We start from the raw sequence: 23598 nt of genomic DNA on the forward strand, positions 1-23598 counted from the left end.
TCGGCTTGCGCTCGGCCATCAGGAGCCCGCGGTGTGCCGGACGGCGAACAGGCCGACCGGGCGCAGCAGCCGCGTCGCGAAGTAGCCGAACAGCGCCAGGTCGATCTGGGCGGGGCCGTTGCGCTCCTCGTAGCGGAAGGTGAGCAGAGCCGACTCCCACGCCCACACGTCCGAGCGGTTGTAGCCGAGGACGTCGGCGTCGCCGGCGCCATTGCCGAGCATCGACCAGGTGGGCACGTTGGCCAGCCCGTCGACGGACCAGCCCTGCTGGACGGCGTTGCCGAGGCCGGCGGTGTTGGTGGCGCCGATGCTGGGCAGCAGCGGCCGACCGTCGGCACCGACAGCGCCCGCGTACTCCGAGGTGGCCTCCTGGCTCAGGTGGGCCAGGGTGGGCGCGGCGAACCGGCGGAACGGGTAGACCGCGAGGGCCTGCCGCACCGTGGTCAGCAGCTCCAGGCCAGCGCCGGCGCTGGTGAACACCTGGGCACCGGCTCCGGAGAAGCCGTTGGTGATGGTGCCGCCCTGGCCGTTCGGCCCATTCAGCTCGGCGTACACCTTGGCCTCGCACTGCTGGCTGTACGACTCGCGCATGGCCTGCAGGGCGATCGCGTCGATCTGCGGGTTGGACGAGTCGACCAGCTCGCGGGTGACCTCCATCAGGCCCGAGATGGCGCCCGGGGTGACCGTCACCGGCTCGAACGTGATGCTGCCCGGCGTCGGGTTGGTGCCCTCCGTGTGGTCGCTGGTGGCGTTGGTGGCAGACACGAACCGCGGCACGGTGAACGGCGTGGCGTCGGTGAGGGTGCCGCGCGACACGGTGTCGACGAGCGGGCGGCCCTGCGGCAGCTGGCCCACGTACAGGTCGGGCCGGTAGCCGGGCGGGATGATCTGCGGGTCGCTCGTGGTGGACTCCACGAACTTGAGCTCGGCGGCCCGCTGGGCGAAGTCGGCGGACTGCTCGGAGTACTTGCGCAGCCGCGCCACGGCGTCGTCGGCGGCAGGACCGTGCTCCTGCTTCGCCTTCCAGGCGTCGCGGACGAACGACGGGCCGGAGCCGTCGAGCCGGTAGACGGGCGCCTCCCGGACGACCTGCACGCCGGGCGTCGGGCGGCCGGCGCGGACGACCTCGCGGATGTTCTGCGGGTCCTCGGGGTCCACGCCGATGCGGGCGAAGCCGGCCGTGACGGCCTTCTCCACGGCCTCGGCGATGCCGGCGGTGAACGCGGTCAGGTCCGGCGCCTCGGCCGTCTCCTTGACCTTGGTGTCGGACATGTCGGGTTCCTCTCGTTCCGCGGTCACGGTTGTGACTCGCGCGTCTTCGAAGGCGGGCATCGCCGTGATGGTGATCTCCCGCAGGGCCGCGTTGCGGACCAGGCGCACAGCGCGGTCGGTCGGGTCGGCCTGCCAACCGTCCTCGTCGGTGAAGTCGACGCCGACGCTCAGGCCATCCAGCACGCCATCCTCAGCGAGCGAGAGCACGCGGTCGCCCTCCTCACCGCGGGCGACACTGAACGTCGCCTCCAGGCCGGCGTCGGTGGCCTTCAGCGCGGTGGCACGGCCGACGGCCTGGCGCGCGTCGTGGTCACGCAGCAGCTTCACCCGAGCCGGGTCCGTCCACGACAGCGAGCCCTTGGCGAACCGCCAGCCGTATCCCCCGGAGCGCGCGGCGACGCCCCACGGCACGGCGAGGCCGGTGATGGTGCGCTTCTCGGCGTTGACCCGGAACGCGGCGGCAACCTCGGGCGTGTCGAACTGGACGGCCGGGCCGGCGCTGAACGTACGCTCGGCGGGTCGCTCGGCTTCGGTCTCGGTCACGGCCTCCTCCTGGGGCTGGGTCTGCGGCTGGGCAGCGGGACGGATGCGGGCGAGCTCGGCCGGCGTGAGGGCCGGCTTGTCTTCGAGCTCGCGGATCTCCTCGACGGTGAAGGCGCCGACGCGCAGACCGACCTCGTAGGTCTGCATCCGCGTGAGGGTGTCGCCGCGCAGGAACGCGGCCCAGTCGACGTGGGCGGTGTAGCCGCGCGGCAGCGTGTCGTTCATCGACAGCCGGTCCTCGACGGCGGACACGTACGGCGCCAGCGTGAAGTCGATCAAGTCCTGGCGGCGCTGCTCGCTGTTCTGGTACGTCCGGGTCGTGACGGACACGCCGAGGTCGGTGGGGTCGATGCCGGTGGCGCGGGCGATCTCCAGCACGGCGTGCTGGCGGGCGTCGGCCATCTGCAGCTGCTCGGGGTTGTATCCGAGCTGGTGCAGCTGCAGGCCGCCGACGTAGCCCCAGGCGTTGCGCTGCCGGGACGTCTGCCAGTCGTCGATGATCTCCTGGACCTCGTCCTTGTCCGGGAGGTCCGCACCCTCGGGCGCGGAGAAGTAGCCGAGCGGCGGCACGCCGAAGGCGAACAGCGCGGCGGCCTTGTCCAACATGAGAGCGGACCGGATGGCGCGGGCGCCGTGGATCAGCAGCGGCGGGTTCGGCGAGTCGAACCGGATCACCTGGTCGTCGGGGACGTAGACGCCGTCGATGTAGACGCGGCCGTGCTCCGGCCAGCGCGGGTTCTCCGGGTCGTAGTCCGACGGCAGCAGTGGCCCGTCGGGCTGGACGGTGACGGCGTCGAGCGGGACGTGTTGGGCGCGGGTCGGGAAGCCGTGCCAGCCGAGCTGGGTGACGCGCCAGAACGAGACCGACTCGAACAGCAGGTCGGCGTAGGTCACGGCCAGCGTGACGCTGTTGGGCACGTCCGGGTCGATCTGGCCGCCGAGCAGGTAGGTGGCGTCGGGGACGACGCGGCGGTCTGGTCCGTGCACGCGGTGCGGCAGCGACCCCGGCGTGCTGATCAGGTTCCGCGCCCGCAGCACGGCCGGCACCTGCAGAGCCTCGCTGCGGGAGATGCGCGGTGCGATGCCGGCAGGCGCCATCGCCTCCAGCAGCTCGGGCGGAATGGTGATGCTGGAGAACGTCTGGCGCGGCGCCGGTGCGACGGCCTGAACCCCGGCCGCTCGGCGCGTCAGTCGCAGTGCATCCCGCCATCCCACGTACCAGATGGTACGCCAAGATTCTTGACGTCGAGATTCTTGATGCGACGATGATGGTGTGTCGACCGTCCTGGGGTGCGAGCAGCCGCGGCTGTTCACGCTGCCGCTGCGCGAGCTGACACCGGAGACGTCGCTGGGCTTCGAGGCCACCGAGTGGATCGAGAAGCACCTGTTCCCGCTGCTGCCGTGGCAGCGCTGGTGGCTGGTGCACGCGCTGGAGCTGCGGCCGGACGGGACGCTGCGGTTCCGCACGCTGATCACGCTGATCGCCCGGCAGAACGGCAAGAGCCGGCTCATGCAGGCGCTCACGTTGTGGATGATCTTCACCGGCCGCGCCAAGTTGGCGTTGGGTGCCGCGCAGTCGCTCGACGTCGCCCGGGAGGCGTGGACCGGCGCCGTCGACCTCGCCCAGGACGACGACGACCTGCGCATGGACATTGCCCGCGTGCGGATGGCGAACGGCGAGCAGGAGCTGCGCCTGGCCAGCGGCGCCCGCTACAAGATCACGGCGGCGACGAGGTCAGCCGGCCGCGGCCTGTCCGTCGACCTGCTGAACCTCGACGAGCTGCGCGAGCACCGCGACTGGCTCGCCTGGGGTGCGCTCTCGAAGACGACGACGGCCCGGCCGCAGGCGATCACCGCGGCGTTCTCCAATGCCGGCGACGACGACAGCGTGGTGCTGAACAGCCTCCGTGACGGCGCGCTGGCGGCGATCGAGGACCCGGAGACGAGGGTGTTCCTCGCCGAGTGGTCCGCACCGGACGGCTGCGAGCTCGACGACGTGGAGGCCATCCGCCAGGCGAACCCGGGCCTCGGGCACATCATCGACATCGACAGCATCCACGCTGCCCGGCTCGTCGACCCGCCGGCCGTCTACCGCACCGAGACGCTGTGTCAGCGCGTCGCCGCGATGGACGGAGCGATCGATCTTGCCGCCTGGACCGACAGCGGCGACATCGGCACCCTCGACGGCGTCCGCGACCGCGTGTGCCTCGGCCTCGACGTGAGCCCGGACCTGCAGCACGTCACGCTCGTGGCTGCCGCCCTCCTCGACGACGGCCGGGTGCGCGCCGAGGTGGTCGCCGCGTGGTCCAGCACCGAGGACGCACGCTACGAGCTGGATGAGCTGCTGGACCGCATCAAGCCGCGCGCCGTCGGATGGCTGCCAGGTGGGCCGGCCGCCGCTCTCGCCGCAGACCTGCGGGGCCGGCGAGGTCTCACCGAGATCAAGTCGGCCGACGTCGGCGCCATCTGCCAGGGCCTGGCCGAATTCGTGTCCGCCAGGCGTGTTCTGCACTCGAATGACCCGTTGCTGACTGCGCAGGTGCAGGGCGCATCGAAGCTGTACAGCGGCGACGGATGGCGATTCACGCGCAAGGGAGTCGGCCACGTCGACGGCGTCTACGCGCTGAGCGCCGCCGTGCACCTCGCGCGCACCCTCCCAGCGCCACGCGAACGCCCACGCCTGATCCTGCCGCGCGCAAGCTGATCAAGAGAGAGAGATTCATAGGGGGCATGGATGTCCGCGGCTGGTGGTGCGGGAAAAATGGGACCTGCTGTCACCTGCTGGGTCTGTGACTACTCACCACTGTGTTCTTGGTCTGGGTGGTGGGTCCTTCGCGAGGCGTGTCGGATCGCCGACTCGCAGGTTGCAGTGCTTGCAGCTGGCGACGAGGTGAGCTGGGTCGTCGCCTGTGACGCTGCGCCCGAGTGTGTGGTGTACCTCGGTGGCGATGGTGGTGCATCCGGGTAGCTGCAGTCGGCAGCGTCGTCCGTCGCGGGCGAGCACCCGTGCACGGACGACGCGCCATGCACGGGTGCTGCCCTTGGCCCACGCTTTGCTCACGTCGGGATGGTGGAGGCGAACAGGTACCCGGTAGAGCCGAGCACACCGACGGTGGCGATGAGTACCTGGCTGATGTGGCCGGCGTCGGATGGGCGTGGTGTGCGCTGGCCCTCGCTGATCTTGCGGCGGTGGCGCCGGCAGCGTCGGCAGGCGCAGGCTCGTGCGCGTTCGGCGAGTAGCTGTTCTCCGAGTGCGCGGATGGTGTCCCGCTGTTCGGCGACTCGTTCGGTGGCGTCGGTGAGCAGCTGTTCGACGGCGGGCGGCATGTCGCGCCACCAGGGCGAGTCGGCGCTGTTGGCCAGGTGCTGCTCCAGCTGTGCTCGTGCGGTCTCTCGTGCGTCGTCGCTCATGCTGCTGCTCTCCTCTCGCTGATGATCTTGTTCACGATGATCTGCGGAGTGTGGACCCCGTTGGCGAGCATGCCGTCGACCTCCGAGCGCTCGATATCGCCGACCGGCTCGTGGCCTCTCATCGCCAGCGATTCGTCGATGCAGCCGGTGACGTCGTCGTGGCTGTCGTCGATGCAGTGCCAGCCGTCGTCGCGTTCTTCGACGTGATCACTCCATCGCCAGGGCCGCGACTCGTCGCGGTCCCGACGAGGAGGAGGCGACGAAGGAGCCGACGACGAGGCGGAACGCTCTTCTTCGTCTCGGTCCTTCGTCTCGGTCCTTCGTATAGCGCCTGGTTCTCCGACGCCTGGTTCTCCGACGCCGGTTTTCCAGTCCTCGGCGCCACCTGCAAGGATGCCGGATTCGCCCTGGTCGGAGTGCTGCGGCGTCTCATACACGAACGTGACCGTGATCCATCGCCCTCGCTCGCCCCGCTGCTTGCGCCGCACGACGTAGCCGGCGTCCTCCAGCTCCCGCAGCGCTGCACGGATCGCATCGCGCCCCTCGCGACCCTCACGGGTCAGCTGGGTGGAGTTGGTGCGCCAGTCCGCCGGTCGGCTGAGGATGGCGGCCAGCAGGCCGCGAGCACGGAACGACAGGCGCTCGTCGCGCAGCAGCGCGTTGTCCAGGATGGTGAAGTGCGCCGTGTGACCCGGAGCCCTGACAATCATGCCGCCACCGCCTTGGCGCGGTCGTTGATGCGGTGGCACAGGATGCAGCGCGGCTCGTAGTCGTCCGGCCACGGCGAGTACCTCAACCCTCGCGGGTTGATCAGCTCGTCGGGCGAGTCGCCTCTGTACGACCACTCCAGCGCTCGTGCGCCGCAGTCGACGCAGCGGTGCTCGGCGGCGTCACCGCGGGCCGCTGCGACTCGTTGGTGAGCGCTGGAGTACGCCGGGGTCGTCGTTCGGTAGCCGCCGCGCGCCATCATGCACCTCGCAGCAGGTCGGCGAGACGGTCACGCTGCTCGGGAGTCAGCGGAGGGAATGAATCGACGAGATTCTTGATGTATTCCTCGGCATTCAGGAAATGCAATTCCCGTCGCGCTTCCTGTGCCTTTTCGTGGTGCCCCCATCGCGTATTCTGTGCGATTTGGCCACCGAGCGACTTACGTCGCTGCTCGATCTGACTTGCCATTGAGATCTCACCTTTCGATAAGGCGATAACCTCTCTCGACCATTAACTCTAGCTGTCGTACAGTCGTTCGGCAAGCTGGATCATGCAGGTGATATAGGGACTCCTGGTCCCTCCGTGGCCCTATTTGAAAGAATGCCCTGGTCGCCGCTTGATCCAACAAGAATGGCCCCCCGGAATTCACCGAAGGGCCATTCCTATGGCGAGCTAGCTTCGCGGTTGGATGAGCACGCTTTCGGGCCTGAATGTCCGAATTCCTCTACCCGGCGACAACAGCTTCACCGTCATCAGCTCGGCGATGACGGCTCGCCGCTGCTGGAGGTCCAGGCCCTCCCACACCGCCCGCGCCTGCTCGGCGCCCGCGAACGCCAGCAGGGCGCTCTCCCGCGCCGCTGCTGCCAGCTGGCCGTCCAGCTGCTCCAGGCGCCCGTCGAGGCGTTCAGTGCCGACTCGCAGCTGTGAGGCCGTCAGCTCGCCGTCGGCGAACAGCACGGCCAGCTGGTCACGCCGCTGCCGCAGCGTCGCAGCCTCGGTATGCAGGGCACCGACGTCCGGGCGCTTCGCCGCGACCAGATCGGCGACGTCCGGGCGCCCCAGTCGCTCGCACACCACTGCAGTCACGAAGTCGTCGACCGGGCCGGCCGCGCGCACCACGTGGCTCTTGGAGGCGCACCGGTAGGTCCGGTTGCCGTGGTTGAGGCCGCCGGCCCGGATCAGGCCACCGCAGACGCCGCACGTCGCCAGACCCGTCAGAAGGTAGGTCCGCTCGGTCCCGGGCGACACCCGCCGCTCAGGGTCGCTGAGAATTCCCTGCACGAGCCGCCACAGCTCCTCGTCCACGATCGCCGGCCACGCACCCTCCCCCACGACCTCACCGCGGTATGAGCGCAAGGCGGCGTAGCGCGGGTTCGCCAGGACCGTCCGGACGGCGCGAGGTGTCCACGGGCGCCCCCACGTCGTCGTGTGGCCCTCCCAGGCACGGACGATCGACAGCACCGACCCGCCGGCGGCCACCTTCTCGAAGGCGCAGCGGACGAGCTCGGCCTCGACGGGTACCAGTTCCATGCCGTCGGAGCTGTAGCCGAACGCGCGCGGCCCCTGCGGCGGGCGTCCCTGCCGGGCACGCTGCGCATTCGCGAGCACCTGCCGGCTCGACTTCCGCTCCACCTCACCACGGGCCACGGCGGTCAGGATACGGCCCACGAGGCGCCCGGAGTCGGTGGCGAGGTCAAGGTCTCCCTGGACGGTCACGACCGCGATGCCGGCGCGCTCGCACAGCACCACCAGGCGCTCCATGTCGGCCACGCCGCGGGTGAGCCGGTCCAGGGACCACGCCATGATGACGTCGTACCGGCCGGCCTCGGCGTCGGCGAGGAGCTGCGTCCAGCGCGGCCGCGCGCCGTTCGTCGCGGAGACGCTGTTGTCGACGTACTCCTCGACGACGGTCAGCCCGCGAGCCTGCGCGAGGCTGGTGCACGCGTCCCGCTGCCGATCGACGGCGGCGCCGTCACCGGTCCGGTCGAGCGACTGCCTCAGATAGAGCACTGCCCTCTTGCCATCCATACCCTGAACTATGGCATAGTCGTAACAGCTGATTGTAGTAGCGCCACTCCTCGCTGGTGCCGAACTCCTGGTCGCGCGGGCGCAGCCGCTCGATGCTCTCCAGCAGCATGGCTTTCAGCTCGACCGCGCGCTCCAGTGCGTGGTCGGCGTGGTCACGGCGCTGCAGCCGCTTGTCGACTGCCGGCAGCCCGATGAGCGGGCTCGACACCAGCTTGCCGAGGTCGCCGTAGTTGCGCAGGGCGTCGCGGACCAGCCGGGTGAACCCGTCGTCGTCGAGGTCGGCGATCCGCGGGTGCTCGTCGCGGCGCGGCAGCGCGTCGGCGGCGTCGCGCAGATCGGACCGCTCGGCGCGCAGCTCGGGCCGGCCGGTGAAGACCAGGCGGTCGACGAGCGCCTGCAGCGGACTGGCCAGCGTGACCACCGCGATGGCCGCCCCGACGACGCCGAAGGCGAGCGGGCGCAGCGCGTCGGCGTCGTCGGCGCCGACGGCCACCAGCCCGACCTGCCCGCCGAAGACGACCACCGCGATCCCGGCACCGACCGCCGACCGGCGCAGGTCCGCGGCCACCGCCTCGCCGGCGTCCAGGGCGTTCGACACCGCGACGACGACGCCGAGGACGGCCAGGTCGAGCCCGACCCCGGCCAGCACCAGCCCGGTCGGCAGCAGGTCCAGCGACATCAGCAGGGCCGCGGCGCCCAGCGCGAACAGTACGCTCACCAGCACGACCGCGCCCCGCCGCAGGTCGCCGCCGAGCCCGTGCTCGCGCAGCAGCACGACCAGCGCGGCCACCAGCGGCGCCAGCACCAGCACCGCCGTCAGCGGCTCCCAGCTGCCGCCGACGACCGCGGCCGCCACCAGCTCCGCCGTCCCCAGCGGCAGGACGACCCACCGCCACCCGAGCTCGGCGGCGGAGCGCCACCGATGATCCGGCGGTAGCAGCGCGAGCAGCACGCCGGTCCAGATCAGCACCGGCAGCCCCGCGAGCACGTAGCCGGCGGCGTCGGCGAAGGACCCGTCGAACGGCGCGAACGCCAGCGCCAGCGCGTAGGCGAGCAGCCCCAGCCCGGCCCGGCGCATGGCGGCGTCCGTCACGTCGCGGGCGATCAGGTAGAGCCCGAGCCACCAGGCGACGGAGAACGCGACGACGGCCACGATCAGCACGACAGGAGGCTAGCCGTTCGCCGTGCCGGCCCTTATGGGTACGGTGATGCGGTGTCGCACACGTCGGGATGTTGCGGTCCGTCCGCCGATCGCGGGCCGGCCGAAGGCCACGCGCCGTCGGGCGCCGTCGAGCTGCCGTTCACACCACCGGTCCGGGACGCCCGCGAGGTCGCCCGCGGCATGGTCCGCATCGACGGCGGTGAGTTCGCGATGGGCGGTGACGACCCCGACGCCTTCCCCGACGACGGTGAGGGCCCGGTCCGGGCGGTCACGTTGTCGCCGTACCTCATCGACGCGACCGCCGTCACCAACCGGCAGTTCGCCGCGTTCGTCAAGGCGACCGGGTACACCACGGAGGCCGAACGGTTCGGCTGGTCGTTCGTGTTCCACTTGTTCATCGGCCCGGAGCAGCGCCGGCACGTCATGGACGCGACAGTGCCGCAGGCGCCGTGGTGGAACGCCGTCGAGGGCGCGTACTGGCGGGCCCCCGACGGTCCCGGCTCGGACGTGACCACCCGGCCGCAGCACCCCGTCGTCCACGTGTCGTGGAACGACGCGAGCGCCTACGCCGCCTGGGCCGGCAAGCGACTGCCCACCGAGGCCGAGTGGGAGATGGCCGCCCGCGGCGGGCTGCGGCGCGCGAAGTTCGCCTGGGGCGACGACCTGGTGCCGAAGAACCGCTGGCGCTGCAACATCTGGCAGGGCCGGTTTCCGGCGGTCAACACGTCCGAGGACGGCCACGTCGGCCCGGCGCCGGTCAAGTCGTACCCGCCGAACGGCTACGGGCTGTACGAGGTGGCCGGCAACGTGTGGGAGTGGTGCTCGGACTGGTGGAGCACCACGTGGCACGCCGACGACCGCCCCGAGACCCGCACCGACCCGGCCGGCCCGCCCGACGGCTCCGCCCGGGTGACCCGCGGCGGCAGCTACCTGTGCCACGAGTCGTACTGCAACCGCTACCGGGTGGCCGCGCGCACCAGCAACACCCCGGACAGCTCGACGGGCAACATCGGCTTCCGCTGCGCCGCCGACCTACCGACCGGGTAGCCCGGAGCGTCGCGTGAGCCGTGACCCACACGAGCTCGGCGACCCGGCCGTCGTGGCCGGGCTGAGGCGGCGCGATCTCCTCGCCGGTGCGGGCGGACTGCTCCTGGCCAGCGTCGCCGCCGGCACCCCCGGCGCGGACGCGGTCCCGACCGCGGCCGGCGACGCCACCGTGCGGCAGGCGCGCGGTGCCGACCGCGCCTCGCTGATCACCCGGGACCGGCGGCTGGTCCACGCCGACCTGCACAACCACACCGCGCTCTCCGACGGTGCCGGCGACCCGGAACGGGCGTTCGCGTCGCTGCGCTCGGCCGGGCTGGACGTGGCGGCACTCACCGACCACGCGATCGTCGCCGACGGAGCCCTCACCGTCCTGGACCCGCTGCTCCCGGCCGACGCGAACCGGGTGCTCGGGTTGAGCCGCCGCGGTTGGCGGCTGACCGGGGCGCTGGCCGACGCCGCCGACGACCCCGGCCGGTTCACCGCGATCCGCGGCTTCGAATGGTCCAACCCGCTGCTGGGACACATGAACGTGTGGTTCACCGGCGAGTACACCGACGTGCTCCAGGCGTCCGTCATGAGCGAGTTCTTCGACTGGCTGACCCGCGAGTCCGGCTTCCTGGGCCTGGGCGACGGCGGCGCCGACGGGCTGGCGGGTTTCAACCACCCGGGCCGCGAGCCCGGCCGGTTCCAGGGATTCCGGTTCGAACGGGCCGCGCGCGACCAGGTGGTGAGCCTGGAGATGTTCAACCGCCGCGACGACTACCTGTTCCGCGGCTGGTCCGACGGGGTCAGGTCGCCGCTGGTCGCGTGCCTGAACGCGGGCTGGCGGCCGGGCCTGAGCGGCGTCACCGACGAGCACGGCACCGACTGGGGGCATCCGGAGGGCAAGGGCCGCACCGGGATGTGGGTCACCGAGAACACCCGGAGCGGAGTCTTCACGGCGATGAGCGAGCGGCGGTTCTTCGCCACCCGGGTCTCCGGGCTGCGGCTGGACGCGACCGCCGACGGGGTACCGATGGGCGGCGGCCTCACCAGCTCCCGCGGCGACGTCCGGTTCGCCGTCGACCTGGACCGTGGACCGGAGTGGGCCGGCCGGCGGCTCGACGTCCAGGTGCTGCGGCCCGGCGCCGAGGTCCCCGAGGTCGCCGACGTGGTCCCGGTGACGGTCGGGCAGGTCACCCGGTTCACGGTGCCGCTGGACGCCGACGACGGCGACTGGGTGGTGCTGCGCGTGGCCGACCCTGAACAGCCGAACGAGACACCGGGGCCGGACGGCCACCCGGGCAACGACTGGGGCGTCGCCTACTCCAGCCCGTGGTGGCTGGAGTAGGCCGCGACCGCTCATGGAGACGGTCTTCACCGCGGCGCTGCCCGGAGTTCATCCGGAACGTGGCCCACAGTCCGGACAGTTGTGATGAGATCGGGCACCCCCTCAGTGCCTTGGAGGCGTCCGTGCCCGATCGTCAGCTCACTCTCGACCGTCGTCGGTTCCTCGCCCTCGCCGGCGGCGGCGCCGTCACCTTCGCCGCCGCGCTCACCGGGTTCTCGGCGGCACCGGTCCGCGCCAACCCGGTCTTCCGCCAGAACCCGTTCACCCTCGGCGTGGCCTCCGGCGACCCGCTGCCCGACGGCGTCGTGCTCTGGACCCGCCTGGCACCGGAGCCGCTGGCCGTCGACGGCAGCGGCGGAATGGCCGCGCAGTCCGTCCCGGTGCAGTGGCAGCTCGCCCGCGATCCCGCGTTCGGGCAGGTCGAGCGGTCCGGCACCGTCCGGGCCACACCGGAGCTGGCCCACTCGGTCCATGCGGAGGTCACCGGCCTGGAGCCGGACCGCGAGTACTGGTACCGCTTCCGCGCCGGCCGCGAGCTCAGCGCCGTCGGGCGCACCCGCACCGCGCCGGCCGTCGACGCGCGGCCGAACGATGTCACCTTCGCGTTCGCCAGCTGCCAGAACTACTCCGAGGGATTCTTCACCGCGTACCGCCACCTGGCCGCCGACGGCGTCGACCTCGTCGTCCACCTCGGCGACTACATCTACGAGGGCTCCGGGCAGGGCACCATCGGCCGCGGCCACCTGCCGGCCGTCGAGTGCCACTCGCTGCAGGACTACCGGGTGCGCTACAGCCAGTACAAGACCGACCCCGACCTGCAGGCCGGCCACGCGGCCGCACCGTGGATCGTGGTGCTCGACGACCACGAGATCGACAACAACTGGGCCGACGACCTCGACGGCGGCGACGCCGGCGGTCCGGAGTTCCTGGCCCGCCGCACCGCCGCGATGCAGGCGTATTACGAGAACACCCCGCTGCGCCGTGCCTCGATGCCGTCCGGTCCGGACATGCAGCTCTACCGCCGGCTGCGTTACGGCACGCTGGCCGACTTCAACGTCGTCGACACCCGCCAGCACCGCGACAACCAGGCCTGCGGCGACGGCCGCCAGATCGACTGCGAGGAGCGCCTGGACCCGGCGCGCACCATGCTCGGCGACGCGCAGGAGGCGTGGCTGCTGGACGGCCTGGAGGGGTCGCCGGCCACCTGGAAGGTCATGGCGAACCAGATCTTCATGATGCAGGCCGACCACGACGCCGGCCCGGTGCAGGCGTTCGGCATGGACACCTGGGACGGCTACGCGGCGGCCCGGTCGCGGCTGCTCACCGGCGTGCGCGACCGCGGCGTGGAGAACCTCGTCGTCATCACCGGCGACGCCCACCGCAGCGTCGCGGCCGACCTCAAGCTCGACTTCGACGACCCCGAGTCCGCCACCGTCGGCACCGAGTTCCTGTCAACGTCCATCAGCGCCAGCGGCGACGGCGTCGATCAGGACGCGCTGGGCCAGGTGTGGCTGGCGGAGAACCCGCACATGAAGTTCCACAACGTGCAGCGCGGCTACGCCCTGTGCACGCTGACGCCTGAGTCGTGGCGGACCGACTACCGCGTCATGCCCTACGTCCGCCAGCCGGATGCGCCGGTGAGCACGCGCGCCAGCGTCTATGTCGAGGCCGGCCGCCCCGGCATCGTCCAGGTCGACGCCGACTGATCACGTCAGCTTCCGGTCGCGTCGCCGATCGGGGTCCAGGACGACCCGGGCATCAGTCGTCCAGTCCGCGTGCCCGCAGCGCCTCGCCCATCGCGTCGGCGTGCCGCAGCACCCCGACGACGAGCGGCACGGCGAAGGCCCGGGCGCTGCGCCGCCCGCCGCGCGCCCAGCGGGCCTCCCGCAGCCGGGCCGCGATGCCGGCCACCACCGGCACGCTGCGCAGCGCCAGCGACATGGTCAGCGACACCCGAGCGGGGTCGACGCCGACTCGGCGCAGCGGCCGCAGCGCCCGTTCCAGCGTCGCCATCAGGTCGGTCGTGCGCGTCGTGAGCGTCACGAGAGCGGCCAGCGCGACCGCGAGCACCAGCCGCCCGGTCAGCGCCACCGCGGTGGACACGTCGGCGATGAGCACCTGGACCACGATCAGCACCACGACGAACCACCGCAGCGGCCGCAGCTGCGCCCAGGCGGCCGCGGGCCCGATCCGGCCCACCGCGTACAGCGCGACCACGACCACCGCGCACGCGGCCACCAGCAGCGGGGTCCGGGCCAGCAGCAGTGCCGTGCACGCCGTCGCCAGCAGTGCCAGCTTCGGCCCGGCCGGCGCCCGGTGCAGCGGCGACGTGCCGGGAACGTAGGCACCGGTCAGCAGCGCGCTCACCGGACCACCTCGAACAGCCCGGCCACGCCCATCCCGCCGCCGATGGCCGCCGTCGCCAGGCCGAGGGTTCCGGCCGGCGCGCCGCCGCGGACCAGCCGGCTGAACAGCCGCACGACGACGACGGCGCCGGACGCGCCCCACGGGTGGCCCAGTGCCAGTGCGCCGCCGTCCGCGCAGACCAGCGCGGCGTCGCGGTCCAGCGGTTGGAGCCCCAGCGCGTCGGTCACGGCGAGCACCTGACCGGCGAACGCCTCGACGACCTCGATGGCCGACACGTCGCGCAGGGTCACGCCGGCGTCGCGCAGCACGCGGCGAACGGCCGGCACCGGGCCCCAGCCGGGCAGCCGCGGATCGCACCCGACGACGGCGCCGGCCACCAGCCGCAGCCCCGGGCGGCCGCCGCGCAGCCCGTCGGAGACCAGCGCAACCACCGCGGCACCGTCGCTGTTCGGGCAGGAGTTGCCGGCGGTGACCGAGCCGCGGGGCACGAACGCGGCCGGCATCCGGGCCAGCACCGCGGGCGCCAGCCGGCGCGGGCGGTCGTCGGAGGTGACCTCGCCCAGAGGCACGAGCTCGGCGTCGTACCGGCCTGCGTCGCGGGCGGCCAGCGCCTTGGCGTGGCTGGCGGCGGCGTAGGCGTCCTGCCGCTCGCGGGTGACGCCGCGGGCGCGGGCGAGCGCGTCGGCGGCGGCGCCCATGTCGGGGTCGCCGAACTCCGGCGGGGTGAACGGCGCGCGGTCGTACGGCCCGGGCTCTCCACCGTCGGGCGGCACCCGGTGCGACCGCTGCGGCGCGGTGGAGGCGCTCTCGGCGCCGCCGGCCAGCATCAGCCGCGCGTCACCGGCCCGGATCGCCTGTCCCGCCTGCAGGATCGCCGCCAGGCCGCTGCCGCACTGCCGGTCGACCGTCACGCCCGGCACACCCTCGCCGAGCCCGGCGGCCAGGGCCGACACCCGGGCGATGTTGCCGCCAGGGCCCAGGCAGTTGCCGAGCACGACGTCGTCGACCCCGCGCGCCGCGCCGAGCGGCCACACGTCGTCGACGACGGCGGCGACGACCGGCGTGGCCAGCCGGTCGACCGTGACGTCGCGCAGTGCCTTGCCGGCGGTCCCGATCGGGGTGCGCCGGGCCGCGATGACGACCGGGGCGCTCATGGCACCGGCCGGGTCGCGAGCGTGCCCGCCGCCACGCCCGCTCCGATCAGCGCCCGGGCGGGTTTCCCGCCGGCGGTCCGCGGCAGCTCGTCCACGGCGAACCAGCGGCGCGGCCGCTGCGCGGGTGCCAGGCCGGCCCGGGCCGCGGCCTCGAGCGAACGCCGTCGTACCCCGTCACCCTCGACGACCGCGGCGACCACCGCGCCGAGCCCGTCGTGCGGCAGCCCCACGACGACGACGCCGGCCACTCCCGGCACCGCGGCCAGCACGGACTCGACGTCCTCGGGAACCACGGTGGCGCCACCGGTGAGCACGGTGCCGTCGCCGCGCCCGCGCAGTCGCAGTGGCGAGCCTGGGGTGGCGGGCTCGGCGAGGTCGCCGACGGTGGCCCAGCCGGCGGCGTCGCGGCGCAGCGGCCCGGCCGCGCCCAGGTAGCCGTGCGCGATCCACGGCGAGCGCACCCACACCTCGCCCGGCCGCCGTACGTCGATCTCCACCTCGGGGAACGGGCGCAGGCCCGACCCGTCGGCGTCGACGGCGACGAAGGACAGCTCGGCGGCGCCGTAGTACGCGACCGCCCCGACCCCCGCCGCGGCGGCCCGCTCCCGCAGCGTCTCCGGGAGGGCCGCGCCACCGACGACTGCCGTGCGCAACCTGCCGCGGCCGGCCCGGGCCACCGTCTCCAGCGCATGCGGGACGAGGTGGACGACGTCCGAGCCGGGCAGCGCGGCGTGCAGCAGCCGCGGCGACCAGCCGGGCGTGAGCACGAGGGTGGCGCCGACGGCGAGCGTGTGCAGTGCCGCGAACGCGTACAGCGACGACACCAGCGGCCCCGGGACCAGAACAGTGTCGTCGGGGGTGGTGCCGGTGAGCCGGGACAGCGCAGCGTAGCTGCCGGTCCACGAGGCGCGGCGGCGGACGACCACGCGTGGCCGGCCGGCGCTCCCGGAGGTGAACCCGGCCCAGGCGAGGTCGTGCTCGGCCGCGCCGTCCACCGTCGCCGGCAGCGCGCCGAGCACCGCCCGCCGGTGGTCCGGGCGCCAGGCGGGGTCGCAGATCAGCGGCACCGCGCCGGCGAGGTCCGCGGCGATCACCCCGCTCAGGACGTCGACCGGGTCGGTCGAGGTCAGCGGGACGAGCCGGCCGGCGTCCGTGCCATTTGTTCCCCGCTCGGCGTCCCGGGCGAGCTGCGCGTACGTCCGGGTGACGTCACCACAGCGGACGGCGACATGGTGCGGCCGGCCGGCGGCATGGGCGAGGACCTCGCGGGCGATCGGCATGGTGAGAGCTTCAGGACCGGCCGTCGATGCGCTCGCGCCAGGCGGCCGGCGCGGCGTCGGGGTAGGCCCGCTGGGCGCCCGCCGCCACGAGCGCCGCGACGATCGCCTTGGCGGTGTCGCCGGGGACGAAGGCGAGGGCCAGTCGGAACGTCTCGGCCAGCGGCACGCCGCTGACGGCCGCTTGCACCGGGATGCCGACGGCCAGCGTGGTAGCCGACCCGAGCAGGCAGGCGATCAGCACCCAGTGGGTGCCCGGCCGCCGCCCCGACCGCTCCACGATCAGCCCGGCGACGAACGCGGCCGCCACCCACCCGATCAGGTAGCCCACTGACGGCCCGGCGAACACGCCCAGGCCGCCGCGACCGCCGGCCAGCAGCGGCATCCCGGCCGCGACCAGCGCCAGCAGCAGGATCACCGACAGCGCACCGCGCCTGGCGCCGAGGATCGCGCCGGCCAACAGCGGCCCCATCGACTGCAGCGTCACCGGCACCGAGTTCCCGAACAGGGTGAACGCGCCGGGCAGGCCGAGGACCGCGATGAAGGCGGCGAAGGCCGCGATCCGCGCCAGGTCGCCGGCCGGCAGCTTGGACCGGCCCTCCGTCGAACGCGCCATCGAACCTCTCCTTGTCATGACGGACCTCCACCGGCCCGTCCGCTCGAAGCGTGATACCCGTCCACTCTGACCGACGGACCGCTCCGGGACATAGTCGGCACATCGCACCATCGCGGCTGCCGCGCCTTGGGGATCCTCCACAACAGGCCATCGCGCCCCCGCGCCGGGGTGTGTTCTGTCTCGTCCGACTCTCCGGTGGGGGAGGCTGCGGCTTCGCGCCGCGGAGCTTGTCGGTGGGCGGGGGCAGAATGGGCGGCATGGTCGATGATGTGGCCGTCGGCGGCCTCGACACGCCGGTCGGCCCGCTGGCGGTGGCCGTCACCCGCGACGGCCTGGCCGCGGTGGGCTGGGGCGCCCCGGCGCGGCTGACCGGCCGTGCCCAGGTCCCCGTCGCCGACGACGCCGCGCGGACCGCCCCCGTGCTCACCCAGCTGGGCGAGTACTTTGCCGGCACGCGGCGGCACTTCGACGTCCCGGTCGACTGGCGCTACGTCACCGGCTCGGCGCGCACGGTGCTGACCACACTGCACTCCACCGTCGGCTACGGCGCCTCGGTCACCTACGGCGAGCTGGCCGGCCGCGGCGGCACCGGCGTCCCGGCCCGCGGCATCGGCGGCATCATGGGCGCCAACCCCATTCCCATCGTGGTCCCGTGCCACCGCGTCCTCGCCCATGACGGCCTCGGCGGCTACAGCGGCGGCTCCGGCGGCAACGGCCTCGAGGTCAAGCGGTGGCTGCTCACCCTCGAAGGCGTCCTACCCCCGACCTTCGACTGGAACCCCAACCACCTGAGCACCTGACGGCCATCGGCACCACCTGAGCGGCGTTCATGCGCCAGGACTGAGCACCGGGTAACCTCCCAGCCGGCACTCGCGACCTGGCGCGTCAGCCCGCGACAGCGTGGAGGGCGCCTGGGCGCCGGCCGGTCAGGCGATCCAATGCCGCGGAGGACGCGTCGTCGGCGGGCAGGTAGACGACCAGGCGTTGGTGCCCGGCGTCGGGCAAGTCGAGGGTCTCGAAGGCCAGCCGCAGCTCACCGGCATCCGGGTGGACCAGCCGTTCGACCCCGGTCCGCTCGGCGACGGCGGACGGAGCGGCCCACCGGTCGGCGAACGGGGCACCGGCGACCACGGTCAGCTCGTCCACGAGCGTGGCCAGATGTGGATCGGAGGGTCCGGACTCGAACTTGAGCGTCGCGACGTACCGGTCGGCGACAGCCTCCCAGTCCGGGTACGCGGTCCGGGCGCCGGGGTGGGTGAACAGGTATCGCGGCACGTTGGGCGGGTCGCCGCGGAGCAGTCCGAGCGGCCCGGCCAGGGCGCCGAAGCCGGCGGTCGCGTCCAGTACGTCGCCGATGCGGTTGATCAGGACGGCCGGCGTCGGCTCCAGCCGTTGGAGCAGGGCCCGGACGGTGGGGCGCACGGTCCGGGCCGGCGGTTCCTCCATGGACGGGCAGAAGGCGTCACCTTCGGCGACCTTGGCGAGGTTGCGCAGCACGACCCGGTCGGCCAGCTCTAGGCACAGCGCGTCGGCCAGGGCCGAGAGCACTTGGGCGGACGGGCGGCGGTCACGGCCCTGCTCCAAGCGGGTGAGGTAGTCGACGCTGACGCCGGCGAGGGTGGCGAGCTCTGCCCGGCGCAGGCCCGGGGTGCGGCGCCGCGGCCCAACCGGCAGCCCGACCTCGGCGGGGCTGACGGCCTCGCGCCGGGAGCGCAGGAACGCGCCCAATTCGGTGTCGCTCACCACGCCAGGCTATGCCCGACCGCGACGGTCGCCGCCTGGCCCTGCCGGGGCTAGCCTCGGCACGGCCTTCCTGACGGCCGCCGACACGCCTCAAGCTGGAGTCATGACCAGCACGTTCACCGACTCCGAGATCGCCTACCTGACCAGCCAGCGCCTGGGCCGGCTGGCGACCGTCGGCCCCGGCAACCGTCCGCAGCTCGCACCGGTCGGAGTCTTCTTCGACCCGGCGACACAGACCATCGTGGTCGCCGGCCACGAGGGCACCGGCATGGCGAGGAGCCAGAAGTTCCACAACGCACGGCAGCGCCCCGACGTGACATTCATCGTCGACGACCTGATCAGCGTCGACCCGTACCTTCCCCGCGCGCTCGAAGTCCGCGGTCGCGCCGAGACCGCCGACGCGGGCGGCGAGGAGCTTGGCCGCCGGATCACCACCATCATGCCGTTCGACCCGGCGTACATCCGGATTCATCCGCGGCGCATCCTGTCCCGGGGCATCGACTCCGACCCGTTCGAGCTGCTCGCCCGCGACGTCGGCTGAGCCGCTCAGGCGCGTGGACGACGTACGGCACACCGTTCCGGCTGCGCAGCACCGGTGAGCGGACGAACCCTCCTCACCGAGCCGGATCGACAGATGTCCGATGAAAGCGGTAGAAGCCCAAGCTGGTCGCCGAGTCCGGCTGCGGGCTCATCGCGATCACGCGCGATCTCGGCGTGGTGGCCGGCCTCTGTGACACTGTGCACGTGATGTACGCCGGGCGAATCGTGGAGTCCGCCGGCACGAAGGAGCTGTTCGGCCGGCCCTCGCACCCATACACCGACGGGCTGCTCCAGTCGATCCCGCGGATCGACGACGAGGACCCGTCGACGCTGCTGCACACGATCCCGGGGTCGGCGCGCGACACTGTCCCATGGGAAGTGCGTGCGGCCGGTGGGCGCGGACCTGCTCGTCGACGAAGGGAACGTGGCCCGGTGAGTCTGCTCGAAGTCCGCGACCTCGAGGTCCACTTCCCCATCAGGGCCGGGACGCTGTTCCGGCGCTCCGTCGGCGCGGTCAAGGCCGTTGACGGCGTCGACCTGGACATCGAGGCGGGTACGACGTCCGGGCTGGTGGGCGAGTCCGGCTGCGGGAAGTCCACGCTTGGCCGCGCGGTCATGCGGCTGATCGAGCCGACGGCCGGTTGCCGGTTCCACACCCGCTGCCCGTGGAAGCAGGACACGCGCTGCGACACCGAACGGCCGGCGCTGCGCGCACTTGCCGGCGGGCACGAGGTCGCCTGCCACTTCGCCGAGGACATCCGCGACGGGAAATTCGCCCCGCACGAGGTGAAGCCGGAGGAGGTCGCGTCGACCGCCCCCGGTTCACCTGGCGGAATCAAGGCCGCCATCGACGCTGAAGAGGCACACGTCGCCGGTGGGCTCACTCCCGGAGGGCCTCCTGGTGCCCGCTGACGTCGTGGTGATCGGCGCCGGCGTGGTCGGCGCCGCCACCGCCTGGTACGCCACCCGCGCGGGGCTGTCGGTCACCGTCGTCGACCGCGGACCGGTGGCCGGTGGCACCACCGGCGCCGGCGAGGGCAACATCCTCGTCTCCGACAAGCCACCGGGCGCGGAGCTGGACCTGGCCATGCTGTCGTCGCGGCTGTGGCGCGAGCTGGGCACCGAGGTCGGCGGGTTCGAGTACGACGCCAAGGGCGGCCTGGTGGTCGCGTCGGCGGCGGACGGCGTCGCGGCCCTGTCCGGGCTGGCCGCGGAGCAGGCGAAGGCCGGCGTCGACACGGTGGTGGTCCCGGCCGGCGACCTGGCCGAACACGAGCCGCACCTGAACCCCGAGCTGGCCGGCGGCGTGCTGTACCCGCAGGACGCCCAGGTGCAGCCGATGCTGGCCGCGGCCCGGCTGCTGCGCTCGGCCCGCCGCTCCGGCGCCACGGTGCACACCGGCGTCGAGGTCACCGGGTTCCTGCGCTCGGGCGGCCAGGTGACGGGCGTGCGCACCTCCACAGGCGACCTGCCGGCCGGCGCCGTCGTCAACGCCGCGGGCACCTGGGGCGGCGAGATCGCCTCACTGGCAGGAGTGGAGGTGCCGGTGCTGCCGCGGCGCGGGTTCATCTTGGTCACCGAGCCGCTGCCGCGGCTGATCCGGCACAAGGTGTACGCCGCGGAGTACGTCTCCGACGTGGCCAGCGACGACGCCGCCCTGCAGACATCGCCGGTGGTCGAAGGCACCCGGGCCGGGACCGTCCTGATCGGTGCCAGCCGCGAGCGCGTCGGGTACGACCGAACACTGTCGGTGCGCGTGCTGCGGGCGCTGGCCGCCCAGGCGGTCGAGCTGTTCCCGGTTCTGGCCGGCGTGCAGGTGATCCGCGCCTACCGCGGCTTCCGCCCGTACTGCCCCGACCACCTGCCGGTCATCGGGCCCGATCCGCGCGCGCCCGGACTGTTCCACGCCTGCGGGCACGAGGGCGCCGGCATCGGGCTCGCGGCCGCCACTGGACTGCTGATCGCGGAGCTGATCGACGGGCAGCAGCCGTCCCTCGACGTCGCCCCCTTCCGCCCGGAGCGCTTCCGATGACCCGCCGGTTCCCCCGGCTATGGCGGATGGCCTGGTGGGCCTGTAGCGCCACCAAACCGCCCGCCATCACCGCGCCAACGCGCGGCCGCGGACCAGGAGGCGGGTGCCCGTGAGCCACACCTTCGACTTCGACGGTCGCGCCATCCCGTTCACGACGGGACAGAGCGTGGGCGCCGCGCTGGTGGCGGCGGGCATCCGGGCCTGGCGGACGACTCGGCGCGAGGGCCGGCCGCGCGGGATCTTCTGCGGCATCGGCGTGTGCTTCGACTGCCTGGTCGAGGTCGACGGCGTCCCGAACCAGCGTGCCTGCCTGGTCCCGGCCGCCGCGGACATGATCGTGCGACGTCAGGAAGGAGCCGGCCGTGGTCACCTCGCCGTCTGACGGTACTCCGCCGGCCGGCAGGGCCATGGAGACCTACGACGTCGCCGTCGTCGGTGGCGGACCGGCCGGGCTCGCGGCCGCGTCGGCGGCGCTGGCCACCGGCGCCAGGGTCGTGCTCGTCGACGCCGGGCGGCAGCCCGGCGGGCAGTACTGGCGGCACCCGATCGGCGACCTCGGCGCCGTCGCCGACCTGCACCACGACCTGGCGACCTTCCGGCGGCTGGTCGCCGGCGCCAGCGCAGCGGTGCGCTTGTTCGGCCACCAGGCCTGGACCGTGGAGCCAGCCGAGCGCGGCTTCCTGGTCCGTGCCGTCGCCGACGGCATGGAGCGTGCGGTGCCCGCTCGGGTGCTCGTGCTGGCCCCCGGCGGCTACGACCGGCAGGTCCCGTTCCGCGGCTGGGACCTGCCGGGTGTCTACACCGCCGGGGGCGCTCAGGCCCTGCTCAAGGGCCATCAGGTGGTGGCCGGGAGGCGGGTCGTGGTCGGCGGCACGGGACCGTTCCTGCTGCCGGTCGCGGCCGGCCTCGCGGTCCGCGGCGCGTCCGTGGCCGGCGTGTTCGAGGCCAACGCGCCGGCCGGCTGGCTGCGCCGGGCCGGCTCGGTGCTGCCGGTGGCGGGCAAGCTCACCGAGGGCGCCGGTTACGCCGCGGCGCTCGCCCGGCACCGGGTGCCCTACCGGAGCCGGCGGGCCATCGTCGCCGCGCACGGCGCCGAGTCGCTGACCGCGGTCACGGTGGCCCGGCTGGACGCCCGCTGGCGGGTGCTGCCCGGCTCGGAGCGGATCGTCGAGTGCGACACCGCCGCGGTCGGCTGGGGCTTCACCCCGCAACTGGAGCTGCCGCTCGCGCTGGGCTGCGCCACCCGCGTCGACGTCGACGGCTCCCTCGTCGTGGCCGTCGACGACCTCCAGCGCACGTCGGTGCCGGGCGTGTACGTCGCCGGTGAGGCCTGCGGCATCGGCGGAGCGCCGCTCGCCGTCGCCGAGGGCGAGATCGCCGGCCGGGCGGCCGCGAACGCCGCCACCGCCGCGAACGCCGCCGGCCAGCCCGCCGTGGTCGTTCCGAGCCGGCTGCGACGGCGCCGGCGCGCGCTGCGTCGTTTCGCCGCCGCCATGCACGAGGTGCACCCGGTCCGCGACGGCTGGCAGACCTGGCTGGGCGAGGACACGCTGGTCTGCCGGTGCGAGGAGGTCACCGCCGGCGAGGTCCGGGCCGCCGTCGACGAGCTGGGCGCCACCGACGCGCGCACCGCGAAGCTGCTCAGCCGCGCCGGGATGGGCTGGTGCCAGGGCCGGGTCTGCGGGTACGCGACCGCGTGCGTGGCCGCCGGTTCCGGCCGTCCCGTCGAGGCCGATCTGCGCGGCGTCGCCGAGCGCCCGATCGCCGCTCCGATCACGCTCAGTGCGCTCGCGAACCCGGAAGGAGCACCCCGCCAACAGTGACATTTCACATGTCACTAAGATAATCTGGTGAAAGCACCCGAGTCGGCGTGGGCCGCCCCACGCCGGCTCGGTCGTCGATCTGGCCACCGGCCGTCTGGAGAGCTGACCATGTCTGATGTCGATCACGCGGTTCGCGACGCGGCGGAGACCGCCGCGGCGTTCGAGCAGCGTGGCCGGACTGGCCGCGCTGACGCGCTGGACGCCGTCGCCGAAGCCCTCGAGACCGACCGCGAGGCCATCGTCGCCACCGCGGACCTCGAGACCGCGCTGGGCCCGACCCGCCTGAACGGCGAGCTCACGCGCACCACCTTCCAGCTCCGGCTCTTCGGCGAGGTGCTGCGCGAGGGCTCCTACGTCGAGGCCACGATCGACCACGCCGGCGACACCTCGATGGGCCCGCGGCCGGATCTGCGCCGGATGCTGGTGCCGGTCGGCGTCGTCGGGGTCTTCGGCGCCAGCAACTTCCCGCTCGCGTTCAGCGTCCCCGGCGGCGACACCGCCTCCGCGCTGGCCGCCGGCTGCCCCGTCGTCGTCAAGGCCCACCC

At 73.3% G+C, this 23598-nt stretch carries 23 protein-coding genes; 11 read left to right on the forward strand and 12 right to left on the reverse strand.

The annotated features are described in order from the left end of the window. Positions 1–18: 18 nt before the first annotated feature. Positions 19–3030, reverse strand: a complete 3012-nt coding sequence (locus tag E1269_RS28260) for a phage portal protein (RefSeq protein ID WP_162606669.1) — start codon at positions 3028–3030, stop codon at positions 19–21. 58 nt (positions 3031–3088) lie between these two features. On the opposite strand from E1269_RS28260, the gene E1269_RS32575 reads away from it, so the two are divergent. Further along, positions 3089–4519 (forward strand): terminase, encoded by a 1431-nt coding sequence (locus E1269_RS32575; RefSeq protein ID WP_162606670.1) that lies wholly within the window; start codon positions 3089–3091, stop codon positions 4517–4519. 353 nt (positions 4520–4872) lie between these two features. Here the strand turns inward: E1269_RS32575 and E1269_RS28270 are convergent, their stop codons facing one another. The 6 genes from E1269_RS28270 to E1269_RS28295 form a co-directional block, all read right to left on the reverse strand. Then, on the reverse strand, positions 4873–5226 hold the full coding sequence (locus E1269_RS28270; protein WP_131900936.1) for a hypothetical protein: 354 nt from the start codon (positions 5224–5226) through the stop codon (positions 4873–4875). Further along, positions 5223–5936 carry a helix-turn-helix domain-containing protein gene (locus E1269_RS28275; protein ID WP_131900938.1) on the reverse strand — a complete coding sequence of 238 codons (714 nt, stop codon included), beginning with the start codon at positions 5934–5936 and terminating at the stop codon, positions 5223–5225. The genes E1269_RS28270 and E1269_RS28275 overlap by 4 nt, the downstream gene beginning before the upstream one ends. Further along, positions 5933–6196 (reverse strand): hypothetical protein, encoded by a 264-nt coding sequence (locus E1269_RS28280; protein WP_162606671.1) that lies wholly within the window; start codon positions 6194–6196, stop codon positions 5933–5935. Before E1269_RS28280 ends, E1269_RS28275 begins: the two co-directional genes overlap by 4 nt. Further along, positions 6193–6402 carry a hypothetical protein gene (locus E1269_RS28285; protein ID WP_131900942.1) on the reverse strand — a complete coding sequence of 70 codons (210 nt, stop codon included), beginning with the start codon at positions 6400–6402 and terminating at the stop codon, positions 6193–6195. Before E1269_RS28285 ends, E1269_RS28280 begins: the two co-directional genes overlap by 4 nt. A gap of 204 nt (positions 6403–6606) precedes the next feature. Next, a complete protein-coding gene (locus tag E1269_RS28290; protein WP_131900944.1) occupies positions 6607–7962 on the reverse strand; it encodes a recombinase family protein in 1356 nt (451 codons plus the stop codon). Beyond that, positions 7907–9124: a hypothetical protein gene (locus tag E1269_RS28295; RefSeq protein ID WP_131900946.1), complete on the reverse strand. Its 1218-nt coding sequence runs from the start codon at positions 9122–9124 to the stop codon at positions 7907–7909. The genes E1269_RS28290 and E1269_RS28295 overlap by 56 nt, the downstream gene beginning before the upstream one ends. Before the next feature lie 51 nt (positions 9125–9175). Between E1269_RS28295 and E1269_RS28300 the strand changes: the two genes are divergently transcribed. The 3 genes from E1269_RS28300 (at position 9176) to E1269_RS28310 (ending at position 13207) form a co-directional block, all read left to right on the forward strand. After that, positions 9176–10171: a formylglycine-generating enzyme family protein gene (locus E1269_RS28300; RefSeq protein WP_203434156.1), complete on the forward strand. Its 996-nt coding sequence runs from the start codon at positions 9176–9178 to the stop codon at positions 10169–10171. A gap of 13 nt (positions 10172–10184) precedes the next feature. Then, entirely contained in the window at positions 10185–11501 is a 1317-nt protein-coding gene (locus tag E1269_RS28305; protein ID WP_131900948.1) for a CehA/McbA family metallohydrolase, read from the forward strand. Between the two features lie 122 nt (positions 11502–11623). After that, on the forward strand, positions 11624–13207 hold the full coding sequence (locus E1269_RS28310) for an alkaline phosphatase D family protein (protein ID WP_131900950.1): 1584 nt from the start codon (positions 11624–11626) through the stop codon (positions 13205–13207). 52 nt (positions 13208–13259) lie between these two features. Here the strand turns inward: E1269_RS28310 and E1269_RS28315 are convergent, their stop codons facing one another. Genes E1269_RS28315 through E1269_RS28330 form a run of 4 tightly spaced genes read right to left on the reverse strand, consistent with a single transcriptional unit; the run spans position 13260 to position 16915 of the window. After that, entirely contained in the window at positions 13260–13856 is a 597-nt protein-coding gene (locus E1269_RS28315; protein WP_131900975.1) for a CbiQ family ECF transporter T component, read from the reverse strand. A gap of 8 nt (positions 13857–13864) precedes the next feature. Further along, positions 13865–15022 (reverse strand): thiolase family protein, encoded by a 1158-nt coding sequence (locus E1269_RS28320; RefSeq protein WP_131900952.1) that lies wholly within the window; start codon positions 15020–15022, stop codon positions 13865–13867. Next, a complete protein-coding gene (locus E1269_RS28325; RefSeq protein WP_131900954.1) occupies positions 15019–16302 on the reverse strand; it encodes an AMP-binding protein in 1284 nt (427 codons plus the stop codon). Before E1269_RS28325 ends, E1269_RS28320 begins: the two co-directional genes overlap by 4 nt. A gap of 10 nt (positions 16303–16312) precedes the next feature. Then, entirely contained in the window at positions 16313–16915 is a 603-nt protein-coding gene (locus tag E1269_RS28330; RefSeq protein WP_203434158.1) for a biotin transporter BioY, read from the reverse strand. Between the two features lie 257 nt (positions 16916–17172). Here E1269_RS28330 and E1269_RS28335 point away from each other — a divergent pair, with 257 nt between their 5' ends. Beyond that, complete coding sequence (locus E1269_RS28335) at positions 17173–17715, forward strand: methylated-DNA--[protein]-cysteine S-methyltransferase (protein WP_131900958.1); 543 nt, start codon at positions 17173–17175, stop codon at positions 17713–17715. An 85-nt stretch (positions 17716–17800) separates the two neighbouring features. On the opposite strand, the gene E1269_RS28340 is transcribed toward E1269_RS28335, so the two are convergent. After that, the gene (locus tag E1269_RS28340) at positions 17801–18658 is read right to left on the reverse strand and encodes a helix-turn-helix domain-containing protein (protein ID WP_131900960.1); all 858 of its coding nucleotides are present in this window, start codon (positions 18656–18658) and stop codon (positions 17801–17803) included. Positions 18659–18761: 103 nt separating this feature from the next. On the opposite strand from E1269_RS28340, the gene E1269_RS28345 reads away from it, so the two are divergent. From E1269_RS28345 to E1269_RS28370, 6 genes are all read left to right on the forward strand, one after another. Continuing rightward, the gene (locus tag E1269_RS28345; protein WP_131900962.1) at positions 18762–19199 is read left to right on the forward strand and encodes a PPOX class F420-dependent oxidoreductase; all 438 of its coding nucleotides are present in this window, start codon (positions 18762–18764) and stop codon (positions 19197–19199) included. A 206-nt stretch (positions 19200–19405) separates the two neighbouring features. After that, positions 19406–20110: an ABC transporter ATP-binding protein gene (locus E1269_RS33970; RefSeq protein ID WP_131900964.1), complete on the forward strand. Its 705-nt coding sequence runs from the start codon at positions 19406–19408 to the stop codon at positions 20108–20110. Further along, positions 20100–21230: an NAD(P)/FAD-dependent oxidoreductase gene (locus E1269_RS28355; RefSeq protein ID WP_131900966.1), complete on the forward strand. Its 1131-nt coding sequence runs from the start codon at positions 20100–20102 to the stop codon at positions 21228–21230. The genes E1269_RS33970 and E1269_RS28355 overlap by 11 nt, the downstream gene beginning before the upstream one ends. 109 nt (positions 21231–21339) lie before the next feature. Continuing rightward, positions 21340–21612, forward strand: a complete 273-nt coding sequence (locus tag E1269_RS28360; RefSeq protein ID WP_131900968.1) for a (2Fe-2S)-binding protein — start codon at positions 21340–21342, stop codon at positions 21610–21612. Continuing rightward, positions 21593–23053, forward strand: coding sequence for an FAD/NAD(P)-dependent oxidoreductase (locus E1269_RS28365; RefSeq protein WP_203434159.1), 1461 nt, complete (start codon positions 21593–21595; stop codon positions 23051–23053). The genes E1269_RS28360 and E1269_RS28365 overlap by 20 nt, the downstream gene beginning before the upstream one ends. A gap of 108 nt (positions 23054–23161) precedes the next feature. Continuing rightward, positions 23162–23598: aldehyde dehydrogenase family protein (locus tag E1269_RS28370; RefSeq protein WP_131900970.1), on the forward strand; the 437-nt coding region annotated here is incomplete at its 3' end.

Source organism: Jiangella asiatica (assembly GCF_004349065.1).
GTDB lineage: Bacteria > Actinomycetota > Actinomycetes > Jiangellales > Jiangellaceae > Jiangella > Jiangella asiatica.